The organism is Lentzea flaviverrucosa, assembly GCF_003350445.1.
In the GTDB taxonomy this organism is placed as follows: Bacteria; Actinomycetota; Actinomycetes; order Mycobacteriales; family Pseudonocardiaceae; genus Lentzea; species Lentzea californiensis.
In genome coordinates this window covers 666,374-679,414 of the sequence record NZ_QQAU01000001.1, presented here as the reverse complement: position 1 = coordinate 679,414, position 13,041 = coordinate 666,374, and the positions used below count along the sequence as shown (strand labels likewise).

General features: G+C 70.9%; 2 protein-coding genes. Both read left to right on the top strand.

The genetic code is table 11. The annotated features are described in order from the left end of the window. The first annotated feature begins 216 nt into the window (after nt 1-216). Nucleotides 217-12,018: a non-ribosomal peptide synthetase gene (locus DFR72_RS03275; RefSeq protein WP_143086655.1), complete on the top strand. Its 11,802-nt coding sequence runs from the start codon at nt 217-219 to the stop codon at nt 12,016-12,018. 12 nt (nt 12,019-12,030) lie between these two features. Beyond that, nucleotides 12,031-13,041 (top strand): guanitoxin biosynthesis L-enduracididine beta-hydroxylase GntD, encoded by a 1,011-nt coding sequence (gntD, locus tag DFR72_RS03270; protein WP_211335278.1) that lies wholly within the window; start codon nt 12,031-12,033, stop codon nt 13,039-13,041.

Below are 13,041 nucleotides of genomic sequence, written 5' to 3'. Positions count from 1 at the left end.
TCTAGTAAAGCTCGGGGGCATCTAGCGCACTGGGGTCTGCGCATCTGGGGGAATGAATTACACGGTGATGAACGGTTCTATTCGGCGTGCCAATTTAAATAAATCATGTCCACTCCGAATGACCCTCATGCAAATGTCTTATGACTGGTCATGGGGAATGGCTTGACCGGGTAAATGAAGATTGTGTAAAAATGACGCCAGGGGAGGGGCTTATCTGTGATCGAAGATATGTATCCGTTGGCGCCCGTTCAGCAGGGCATGCTGTTCCACGTCCTGGAAGCGCAATCGGACAAGGGCGTCTACTGGGCGCAGGGGCTCTACGAGTTCGACGGGGTGCTCGACCTCGACGCCATGCGGCGTTCGTGGGAACTGGTGGTCGCCCGCCACGCCGTGCTGCGCACCGGATTCGTGTGGGAGGGCGTGCCCGAGCCGCTCCAGGTCGTCATGGGTGATCTCCAGGTGCCCTTCCAGGTGCACGACTGGACCACCGTGACCGACCAGCAGGCCGCGCTCGACGAGCTGCTCGCCCACGACCGCGCCCAAGGCTTCGACCTCACCCGGCCGCCTCTCATGCGCGTGCACGTCATCGTCGACGGCACCAGCCACCACCGGATGGTGTGGGCCCTCTACTCCGGGCTGTGCGACGGCTGGAGCGTGCCCGTCGTCCTCGAAGAGGTCGGCGCCACCTACGACGCCCTGTGCCGCGGCACGACCCCCGAGCTCGAACCCGTCCGCCCCTACCGCGACTTCATCGCCTGGCTGGGCAAGCGCGACCGCGCGGAGGCGGAAGCCTTCTGGCGCGACTACCTGGCCGGCTTCGACGCCCCGACGGCGTTGCCCGTCGACCGCTCGGTCCGTGACCACTGGGCCCAGGGACGCCGCCGCGCCGAGCTGCCGGAGGCCCTGACCACCTCGATCATGGACCTCGCCCGGCGCAGGCGCGTCACGCCGTCCACGGTGATCCAGGCCGCGTGGGTGCTGCTGCTGTCCGCCTACTCCGGTGACGACGAGGTCGTCTACGGCCTCACCGTGTCCGGCCGCCCGGCGGACCTGCCCGGCGTCGAGTCCATGGTGGGCGTCTTCATCAACACGCTGCCCGTGCGCGTGAAGGTGGCGTGGGAGCGTTCCTTCGCCGACTGGCTGGGCGAGCTGCAGGCGAACCAGGTCGCGGTGCAGCGCTACGAGTTCACCGCGCTCTCGGACATCAAGCGGTGGTCGGAACTGCCGCGCGGCAGCGGTGTCTTCGACAGCATCGTGGTGTTCGGCAACTACCCGCAGGCGCTGCTGTCCGAAGAGGACGAGGAGAGCGACGGCGACGAGGACCGCTTCGGTGCCCTCGACTCCATCGAGCAGGTCAACTACCCGATCGCGTTCGCGGTGGACCTGGAGGACACGCTCAAGATCGAGGCCGAGTTCTCGACCGGCGCGTTCGACGAGGCCACCGTCGACCGGCTGCTCGACCAGTTGCAGGCCGTGCTGGCCGCCGCGGTCGCCGCTCCTGACCGGCCCGTGCGTGAAGTGACGCCGGCGCCGGCCACCGGCTGGGGCACCGGACCCGCGTTCGACGAGCCGTACGTCGGCCTGGCCGAGCGGTTCCGAACGGCAGTCAACGAGTTCAGCGACCAGGTGGCCGTTCGTGACGGCGGTTCGGAGCTGACCTACGCCGAGCTGGGTGAGCGGGTGGCGCGGGTCGCGTCCGGCCTGCGTGCCGCCGGTGTGCGTGAGGAGACGCGGGTCGGCCTGTGGTTCGAGCGATCCGCTGACCTGGTCGTCGCGATCCTGGCTGTGACGCAGGCGGGCGGGACGTACGTGCCACTTGATCCCGCGTTGCCGCACGGCCGGCTTCGCGACGTGCAGATCGCTGCCGGCGTCGAGCTGGTGGTGTCCCGCGGCGACTACGCCCTGGACGGCCCGCGCGTCGTCGAGTTCGCGGACCTGGTGACCGGGGCGGCCGAATGGCCGGAACTCGTCGCCACACCGGAACGTCTGGTCTACACGATGTTCACGTCGGGCTCGACCGGTGTGCCGAAGGGCGTCGAGGTCACCGAGGAGGGTGTCGTCCGCGTCGTGCTCGACCCCGCGGTGACCGCCGTGCCCGGTGACGTGGTCGCGCACATGGCCGCCGTGTCGTTCGACGCGTCGACCTGGGAGATCTGGACGGCGTTGCTGAGCGGTGCGACGCTCGCCGTGGCCTCCGCGAACCTGGCCGAACGGCTGGACGTCGCCAAGCTCTTCGCCGACCACGGCGTCACGTCGTCGTTCATGACCACCGGTCTGTTCCACCAGCTGGCGGACACCGACCCCGGCGTGTTCTCCGGGCACCGCAAGGTCCTCGCCGGTGGCGAGGCGATGTCGCCTCTCCAGGCGCGCAAGGTGCTCGACGCGAACCCGGCCGTGGCGATCTACAACATGTACGGCCCGACCGAGTCCACTGTGTACGCGTCGTTCCACGACATGCACACCGGAAGGCTCGGGCCGTCGTCGGTCCCGATCGGCACCGCGTTGCGGGGCCTGCGCTTCTACGTGCTGGACCGCTGGCTGCAGCCGACGCCGGTCGGCGTGCCGGGAGAGCTGTACATCGGCGGCACCGGCCTCGCCCGCGGCTATGCGGGCCGGGCGGACCTGGCGGCGGAACGGTTCGTCGCCGACCCGTACGTGCCGGGTGCGCGGATGTACCGCACCGGTGACCTGGTGCGGTGGGGTGCGGACGGCGCGGTCGACTTCGTCGGTCGCACGGACGACCAGGTCAAGATCCGCGGGTTCCGGGTGGAGCCTGGTGAGGTCGAGCACGTGCTCGTCGGACACCCGGACGTCGCCAACGCCGCCGTGGTCGTGAGCGACAAGCGCCTGATCGCCTACGTCGTGAGCACCACCGAACCGGCGGACCTGCGGCGCTTCCTCGCCGAACGCCTGCCGGAGTTCCTGGTGCCGTCGGCGATCGTGCCGCTCGACGAGTTGCCGTTGAACACCAACGGAAAGCTCGACGTGCGCGCGCTGCCCGACCCCGGCGCACCCGAGAGCACCTCCGCGTACGAACCGCCCAGCACCGACGCCGAACGCACGCTCGCCGAGGTGTGGTCGCAGGTGCTCGGCGTCGAACGGGTCGGCGTCCACGACAACTTCTTCGAACTGGGCGGCGACTCGATCGTCAGCCTCCAGATCGTCTCGCGGTCCCGTGCCGCCGGGCTGCGGCTGGAGATCGCCGACCTCTTCACCCACCAGACCGTCCACGAGCTCGCGGCTCGCGTCGGCACGTCCGAGCCCAGCTCCGTCGACCAGGGCACCGTCAGCGGACCCGTGGCCTTCACGCCCATCCAGAGCTGGTTCCTCCGCGAGAACCTGCCGCAACGCGACCACTTCAACTGGTCCGGCATGTTCGAGCTGGCACCGGGAACCGACGCGGACGCGATGCGGGCCGCGCTCGGCACCGTCGTCGCCCACCACGACGCCCTGCGGTTGCGCCTGAACGGCGACACCCAGGAGAACGCGCCCACCGAGACCGCCGAGCTCGTCACCGTGCTCAGGGCGGACCTCGACGGCACGGCGCTGGACGAGGCCGTCACCGCGGCCATGACCACCGCGCAGACGTCGCTGAGCCTCACGGAAGGGCCGCTGCTGCGCGCCGTGTACGTGGACCGCGGCGACAAGCCCGCGTGGTTCGGCCTCACCGTGCACCACTACGTCGTGGACGCGGTCTCGTGGAACGTCCTGCTGGAAGACCTCGACACCGCGTACTCCGCCGGCGCGCTCGCGCCGAAGACCACGTCGTACCAGGAGTGGGCCGCCGCACTGGAGGCGTTCGACCCCCAGGACGAGCTGCCGTGGTGGCGTGAGGTCGTCCGGACGGCCACGGCCGTGCCCACCGACCTCGACGGACCCAACACCGAGGACTCGACCGAGTCCGTCCGCATCGCGCTCGACGCGGACCGCACCTCGGTCCTGCTCACCCAGGCCCACCGCGCCTACCGCACCCAGGGCCACGAACTTCTCCTGGCCGCACTGCTCCAGGTCCTCGGACGGTGGACCGGCACGGGCTCCGCCGCCATCGACCTGGAGAGCCACGGCCGCGAGGCGATCGCCGAAGGCATCGACCTCAGCCGCACCGTCGGCTGGTTCACCGCGATCCACCCCGTCGGACTGCACCACGACGACCTCGGGGACGTCGCCGGTGTCATCAAGGCGGTCAAGGAACAGCTGCGCGCCGTGCCGCGCCGCGGTGTCGGCTACACCGTGCTGCGCGAGCGGGACGAGCAGCTCCAGAACGCCCTGGCGCGCCCGGTCGTCTTCAACTACCTCGGTGGTGTCGACGCCGCGGAGGACGACGCCGTGGGCCTGTTCGCCCGCGAACTCTCCGAAGACCTGTGCGGTCCCGCCGAAGGTGATGGCGGCCTGCGCTCGCACGTGCTCGGCGTCGAGGTCGTCCAAGCCGCCGACGGCACCCTGTCGGTGGAACTGCAGTACAGCACCAACCTGCACGAACGTTCGACGATCGAACGGCTCGCCGAGGCCTACGTGGCCGCGCTGGCCGGCATCGTCGACCACTGCAGGTCCGGCGCGCACGGCCTCACGCCGTCCGACGTCGCCCTGGCTGCCCTCGACCAGTCCTCTTTGGACGCCCTGGTCGCGCGCACGCCCGGACTGACCGACGCCTACCCGTTGTCGCCGTTGCAGCAGGGCATGCTCTTCCACGCCGTCGAGTCACCGGACAGCGGCGTCTACTGGACGCAGGACGTGCGGGAGCTGACCGGCGACCTCGACGTCGACGCGATGCGCGCGGCCTGGCAGCTCGTGCTCGACCGGCATCCCGCGCTGCGCACCGGCTTCGTCTGGTCGGGTGTGCGCGAACCGCTCCAGGTCGTCGTGAGCGACGTCGAGGTGCCCTTCGAGGTGCACGACTGGACCGGCGTCACCGATCCCGACGCCGCCGTCGAGCAGTTGCTCGCCGACGACCGCGCTCGCGGGTGCGACCTCGCCACCGCGCCGCTGCTGCGCGTGCACGTCGCCAGCGGACGCGGCCGCCACTGGATCCTGCTGGCGTTCCACCACCTCTACGCGGACGGCTGGAGCATCCCGCTGCTGTGGGACGAGGTCACCGCCGCCTACCAGGGCGAGTCGCTGCCGCCGGTGCGGCCGTACCGCGACTTCATCGCGTGGCTGGCACAGCGCGACTCCGCCGAGGCCGAGGAGTTCTGGCGCGAGTACCTCGCCGGGTTCGACTCGGCGACGCCGTTGCCGGTCGACCGGGCGGTGCGCGAGCACTGGGCCCAGGACCGGCGCGAGCTGGCGCTGCCCCGCGACGTCACGACGGCACTGGTCGCCCTGGCCCGCGACCGGCGGGTCACCCTGTCGACCGTCGTGCAGGCGGCGTGGGCCGTGCTGCTGTCGGCCTACTCGGGCGACGACGACGTCGTGTTCGGCCTGACCGTGTCCGGGCGCCCGGCCGATCTGGCCGGGGTGGAGTCGATCGTCGGCCTGTTCATCAACACCCTGCCCGTGCGCGTGCGGGTGGCGTGGGAGCGGTCGTTCGCGGACTGGCTCGGAGACCTGCAGGAGAACCAGGTCGCCGTGCAGCGGCACGAGCACACGCCGCTCGCCGACATCCAGCGCGTGGCCACCGGTGGCCTGTTCGACAGCATGCTCGTCTTCGGCAACTACCCGCAGGGCGAGGCGCCGGAGGAGGGCGAGGAGGACCCGGAGGAGCTGTTCGCCTCGACCGACTCGGTCGAGCAGATGCACTACCCGATGATCCTCGCCGTCGACCTCGAGGCGACCCTGAAGGTGGAGGCCAACTTCTCCACCGGTGCCTTCGACACGTCCACTGTGGAGCGTCTGCTCGGTCAGCTGGCCGAGGTGCTCACCGCCGTCGCCCGCCGGCCCGCCGCCGCCGTGCGCAAGGTGACTCCCGTCCCCGTGACCGGGTGGGGCCTGGGGCCGGTGCTGGACGAACCCTTCATCGGGCTGGCCGAGCGGTTCCGTCTCTCTGCCGCGCGCTTCGCCGGTGAGGTGGCCGTGCGTGACGGCGACCGGGAGCTGACCTACGCCGAACTGGGCGAGCGCGTGGCTCGCGTGACGTCGGGTCTGCGTGCCGCCGGTGTGCGTGAGGAGACGCGGGTCGGGCTGTGGTTCGAACGGTCCGCGGACCTCGTCGTCGCGATCCTCGCCGTGACGCAGGCTGGTGGCACGTACGTGCCGCTCGACCCCGCGTTGCCGCACGGGCGGCTGCGTGACGTGCAGACCGCCGCCGGGGTCGAACTGGTGGTGTCCCGTGGCGACTACGCCCTGGACGCACCGCGCCTCGGCGTGGCCGAGCTGGCCGATCTCGCCGCGGAACCCGAAGACCGGCTGGTGCAGTCGCTGCCGGAGCGGCTCGTCTACACGATGTTCACGTCGGGCTCGACCGGTGTGCCCAAGGGAGTCGAGGTCACCGAGGAGGGTGTCGTGCGGGTCGTGCTCGACCCGGCGGTCGCCGCTCACCCCGGCGACGTCGTGGCGCACATGGCCGCGGTGTCGTTCGACGCCTCCACCTGGGAGATCTGGACGGCGTTGCTGAGCGGTGCGACGCTCGCCGTGGCACCCGCGAACCTGGCCGAACGGCTGGACGTCGCCACGTTCTACACGGCGCACGGCGTCACGTTGTCGTTCATGACCACGGGTCTGTTCCACCAGCTGGCGGACACCGATCCCGGTGTGTTCTCGGGGCACCGCAAGGTCCTCGCCGGTGGCGAGGGCATGTCTCCGGTCCAGGCGCGCAAGGTCGTCGACGCGAACCCGGCCGTGGCGATCTACAACATGTACGGGCCGACCGAGTCCACTGTGTACGCGTCGTTCCACGACATGCACACCGGACGGCTCGGCCCGGCCACCGTGCCCATCGGCGACGCCCTGCGCGGCCTGCGCTTCTCGGTCCTCGACCGCTGGCTGCAGCCGACGCCGGTCGGCGTGCCGGGAGAGCTGTACATCGGCGGCACCGGCCTGGCCCGCGGGTACGCGGGGCGAGCGGACTTGGCCGCCGAGCGGTTCGTGCCCGACCCCCACGTGCCTGGCGCGCGGATGTACCGCACCGGTGACCTGGTGCGGTGGGGTGCGGACGGCGCGGTCGACTTCGTTGGTCGCACCGACGACCAAGTCAAGATCCGCGGCTTCCGCGTCGAGCCGGGCGAGGTCGAGCACGTGCTCCTCGGCCACCCGGACGTCGCCAACGCCGCCGTGGTCGTTCGTGAGCTGCCGCAGGGCAAACGTCTCGTCGCCTACGTCGTGGGCACCGCCGAGCCGGCCGATCTGCGCGCGTTCCTCGGCGAGCGGCTGCCCGAGTTCCTGGTGCCGTCGGCAATCGTGCCACTCGACGAGTTGCCGTTGAACAGCAACGGAAAGCTCGACAAGCGCGCGCTGCCGCTGCCCGAGGCACCGGACTCCGCGAGCCACGAGGCCCCCAGCACCGACGTCGAACGCGCCCTGGCCGCCGTGTGGTCGGAGGTGCTCGGCGTCGAACGCGTCGGCGTCCACGACAACTACTTCGAACTGGGCGGCGACTCGATCGTCAGCCTCAAGATCGTCGCCAGGGCGCGGGAAGCGGGCCTGGAACTGAAGATCGCCGACATCTTCACGCACCAGACCATCCAGCAGATCGCCGCTCACACGGGCGTCGCCACCACCACGGCGGTCACCGCGAAGCCACTGGCCGACCTGGAGCCCCTGCGGGCACGGGTGCCGGACCTGGTCGACGCCTACCCGTTGTCCCCCATGCAGCAGGGCATGCTCTTCCACGTCCTCGAAGCGCCCGCCGACACCGCCGTGTACTGGGCGCAGGACGTGCGCGAACTGCGCGGAACGCTCGACGTGGCGGCCATGCGGGAAGCGTGGCGCACCGTCGTCGGCCGCCATCCCGCGCTGCGCAGCGCGTTCGTGTGGGAAGGCGTCGAGGAACCGCTGCAGGTCGTCGTCGGTGGGGTCGACGTGCCGTTCGAGGTGCTCGACTGGACCACCGTCGCCGATCCCACCGCCGCACTGGACGACCTGCTCGACGCCGACCAGCGGCGCGGGTTCGACGTCACGACGGCGCCGTTGCTGCGGGTGTACGTGGCAGACCGGGGCGACCGCCAGTGGGTCGTGTTCACGTTCCACCACCTGTACCTCGACGGCTGGAGCATCCCGCTGGTCTGGGACGAGGTGTTCGCCGCCTACCGGGGACAGTCGCTGCCGCCGGTGCGCCCCTACCGCGACTACATCGCCTGGCTCCAGGAACAGCCCTCCGCCGACGACTTCTGGCGCGAGTACCTCGACGGCTTCACCTCGCCCACCGCACTGCCGGTCGACCGCACCACCCGTGTGCACTGGGAGCAGGGCAGGCGCCACCGCGAACTGCCCGAGAGCGTGGCCCTCGCACTGGAGGGGCTGGCACGACGGGAGCGCGTCACGATCAGCGCCGTCGTGCAGGCCGCGTGGGCGTTGCTGCTGGCCTCGCACAGCGGTGACGACGACGTCGTCTTCGGCCTCACCGTCTCGGGACGCCCCGCCGAGCTGGCCGGTGTCGAGTCGATCGTCGGCCTGTTCATCAACACGCTGCCCGTGCGGATCAAGGTCCCCGGCGACCGCACGCCGTTCGACCAGTGGCTGCGGACCGTGCAGGACGGCCAGGTCGCCGCGCAGCGGTTCGAGCACTCGCCGCTGGTCGACATCCAGCGCGTGGCCGGTGTGCCGAGGCTGTTCGAGAGCATCGTCGCGGTCCAGAACCTGCCCGGCGGGTTCGACGACGGTGACGGTGACGACGACGCGGACGAGTTCGACTCACCCGCGTTGCTCGAGCAGGGGCGCTACCCGCTGAAGCTCGTCGTCGACGTCGACGGCCAGCTGGCACTGCTGTGCGAGTACTCCACCGGCGCGTTCGACGACGCCACCGTGGAGGCACTGCTGGACCAGCTCGAACGCGTCCTCACCACGGTCGCCGAGTTGCCCGGCACGTCCGTGCGGGAGATCGCCCTGCTCGACGCCGCCCAGCGCGCCGAGGTGCTCGGGTGGAGCTCGTCGGAGTCCCGCGAGATCCCGGCGGCCCACCTGGCCGAGCTGTTCGGCCGTCAGGTCGCGGCGCACCCGGACCGCCCCGCACTGCGCGGCGGCACCGAGCTCACCTACGCCCAGCTCGACCGCAGGGCCGCGGGGGTCGCGGAGTGGTTGCGCGCCAACGGTGTCCGCGCGGGCAGCAGGGTCGGACTCCACCTGGACCGCGGCCCCGAGCTGATCATCGCCATGCTCGGCGTGATCGGCGCGGGCGGCAGCTACGTCCCGCTCGACCCGGCCCAGGGCACCGCCCGGCTCGCCCAGATGATCGGCACGGCCGGGGTCGGACTCGTGGTCACGGCTGGGGAGTGGCCTCTCGACATCCCGCGGGTGCGCGTGCTCGACGCGAACGTGCTCGACGTGCCTGAGGCAAAGGGATCCCTGCCCGTCGCCGGCGGGCTGGACAGCGAGCTGTACGTGCTGTTCACGTCGGGATCGACGGGCGTGCCGAAGGGCGTGTCGCTGACCCACGAGGGCGTGGCCAGGGTCTGCACCGACCCCGCCGTGCGCGTCGAGCCCGGCGACGTCGTCTCGCACCTCGCCGGCATCGGCTTCGACACCGGCGCGTTCGAGATCTGGCTGGCGCTGCTCAACGGTGCCACCCTCGTCGTCGGTCCCGCGGACATCGCCGAGCGAATGGACGTCGGCAAGTTCCTGCGGGAGAACGGGATCACGGCCTCACTGCTCACCACCGGTCTCTTCCACCAGCTGGTCGAGACCTCGCCCGACGTCCTCGACGGCCTGCGCCTGCTCGTGGTCGGCGGTGACGCCCTGCAGGCCCAGCACGCCCGCACGGCGCGCGAACGCCGTCCGGACCTGCGCATCGTGAACGCCTACGGGCCCACCGAGACGACCATGACGTGCACCATCCACACGCTCGACGACATCGGCGCGCAGGTGCCGATCGGCAGGCCGTTCGCGGGCATGCGGGCCTACGTCCTCGACCCGTGGCTGCAGGTCGTGCCGGCCGGCGTGGCGGGCGAGCTGTTCGTCGGCGGCCCCGGCGTGGCCCGTGGTTACGTCGGCCGCGCGGACCTCACGGCGGAGCGGTTCGTCCCCGACCCCACGGGATCCGGGGATCGCCTGTACCGCACCGGTGACCGCGCTCGTTGGCGCGCCGCCGGAACGCTCGAGTTCCTCGGCAGGGCCGACGAGCAGGTCAAGATCCGGGGCTTCCGGGTCGAGCCCGGCGAGGTCGAGGCACTGCTGGGCACTCACGAGGACGTGCGGGCCGCGGCTGTCGTGGCCACGTCGTCCGGAACCGGCAAGCGCCTCGTGGCCTACGTGGTCACCAGTGCCGGAACGGCCGAACTGCGCACGTTCCTGCGCGAGCGGCTGCCCGACTACCTGGTGCCCTCGGCGTTCGTCGAGCTCGACGCCCTTCCCCTGACGCCCAACGGCAAGCTCGACCGCCGGGCCCTGCCGGAACCGGCGGCGCCGGAGTCGGACGGCGTGCACGTCGCGCCGCGCACCGACGCGGAACGGGCGCTGGCGGGCATCTGGGAGAAGCTGCTGGGCGCCGACCGAGTCGGCCTGCACGACAACTTCTTCGACCTGGGCGGCGACTCGATCGCCTGCCTCCAGGTGGTGGCACGGGCGCGTGCCGCGGGCTTCGGCCTCGCGGTCGCAGACCTGTTCACCCACCAGACGGTCGCCGAACTGGCCGCCGTGACCACGACCGCCCCCGTGCTGGTCGAGGAGGGCCCGGTCACCGGACCGGTGCCGCTGACGCCCATCCAGCGGTGGTTCACCAAGGCCACCATCGACGACCGGAACCACTGGAACTGGTCGGGGCTATTCGAGCTCGAGCCGGACGTCGACGCCGCCAGGCTCGCCGCCGCGCTCAACACCGTCGTGACCCACCACGACGCCCTGCGCACCCGCCTGCACCAAGGGCCCGACGGCTGGCAGCAGCACGTCGTCGAGCCGGGCGAGGCAGCGGCGTTCACGGTGGTCCGGGGCGATGTCCAGGAGCACATGGACGCGCTGCAACGTTCGCTGGACCTCGCGAACGGTCCTCTCGTGGCCGCGGTCCTGTTCGACCGCGGCGAGGAACCGTCGTGGCTCGGCCTCGTCGTGCACCACCTGGTGGTCGACGGCGTGTCGTGGAACATCCTGCTGGAAGACCTCGACGCGGCCTACCAGGGCGAACCCCTCGGGGCGAAGACGACGTCGTTCCGGCGGTGGGCCGAGTCCGTCGTGACCTTCGCGGACAGCACCGAGGTCCGCGACGAGCTGCCGTACTGGCTGGAGCAGGCGGAGACCGCGTTCACGCTGCCGGTCGACGCCACCGGTGCCAACACCGAGGAGTCCGCCGCCGTCGAGGAGGTCACGGTCGGCGCCGCGGGGCTGCCGAACGCGAAGGTCCTCGACGTGGTCCTGGCCGCGCTGCTGCAGACGCTGGGGGAGTGGGCCGGCACCGGCACCGTCGTCGTCGACCTCGAACACCACGGCCGCGAAAGCCTGGCACCGGGCACGGACCTGTCCCGCACGGTCGGCTGGTTCACCTCTGTCTACCCGGTGGTGCTCCGGCACGACGACCTGGGCGACTCCGCCGGAGTCGTCGCCGCGGCCAGCGAAAGCCTGAAAGCCGTGCCACGGCACGGAGTCGGCTACGGCGCGCTGCGCCACCTGACGGCCGAAGACCCGGAGGTGCTCCGCCTCCGTGCCGCGCCGGACCGTCAGATCAACATCAACTTCACGGGCGGAATGGACTCCGTGAACGACGACGAGGTCAGGGGCCTCATCGTCGACGAACTACCGGGTGACCTGTGCGGCGAGAGCACCAGCCGCGGACTGCGTCCGTACGCGCTGCACCTGGAGATCGAGCGCACCGGCGAGGGAGAGCTCCTCGTCGAATGGCACCACAGCACCAACTTGCACCGCACCGAGACCGTGCGACGGGTCGCGTCCCGCTTCCGGGAAGCCGCAGAGGCCCTGATCGCACACCTGAACCTGAAATAGGGGGAGCAGTCCTTGTCCACACCCAAGCGGATCTACGCCCTGTCGGCAGACGAAGCCGCCGAGGCCGAGAACCTGACACTGCGCATTTCCAAGGAGTACTCGGGCCCGGCGGACGAGCAGCTGCTGCGCGACCTGCCGTTGCTCGCCGCCGAGCTGCCCGTGGGCCAGCGCCGCTTCCTGCGCGACTTCGCGCTGGAGGACGAGCTGGGCTACGCGGTGGTCCGCGGTCACAACATCGACGACGCGCGCATCGGCCCGACGCCGCAGCACTGGCGGGGCCGGCCCACGCCGACCCCGGAGTTCGCCGAGGAGATCCTCCTGCTGCTGCACGGCTCCCTGCTCGGTGAGCCGTTCGGCTGGAAGACCCAGCAGGACGCCCGGCTCGTGCACGACATCTTCCCCATCCAGGGGTTCGAGACCGAGCAGATGGGGATCGGCAGCACCGACACGCTCACGCTGCACACCGAGGACGCGTTCCACCCGTGGCGCGCCGACTACCTGCTGCTGGAGTGCCTGCGCAACCCCGACAAGGTCGCGACGATCGTGTCCGAGCCCGACCTGCGGTCGCTCGACGCCAAGCACCTCGAGCTCCTGCACGAGCCGAACTTCCTGATCCGGCCGGACGACTCGCACCTGGCGAAGCACAACGAGACCAAGGGCGTCGACGCCGAGTTCTCGGAGATCGCCGAGATGAAGGCCGACGACAACCGCGTCGCCGTCCTTTATGGATCGCGCGAGCACCCGTACATCCGCATCGACCCGTACTTCATGGAGACGCCCACGGACCCCGCCGCGCGCGAGGCCCTGCAGGCGGTCAGCGACCTCCTGGAGGCGTCCTGCCTGGATGTTGCCCTGGAGCCGGGCGACGTGTTGATCATCAACAACCACCGTCTCGCGCACGGCAGGCAGGCGTTCCAGGCCCGTTACGACGGCACGGACCGCTGGCTCAAGCGGGTCAGCATCACGACCGACCTGCGCAAGTCCCACGAGCGGCGCGCCTCGGCGACCGCCCGCCTCATCTGA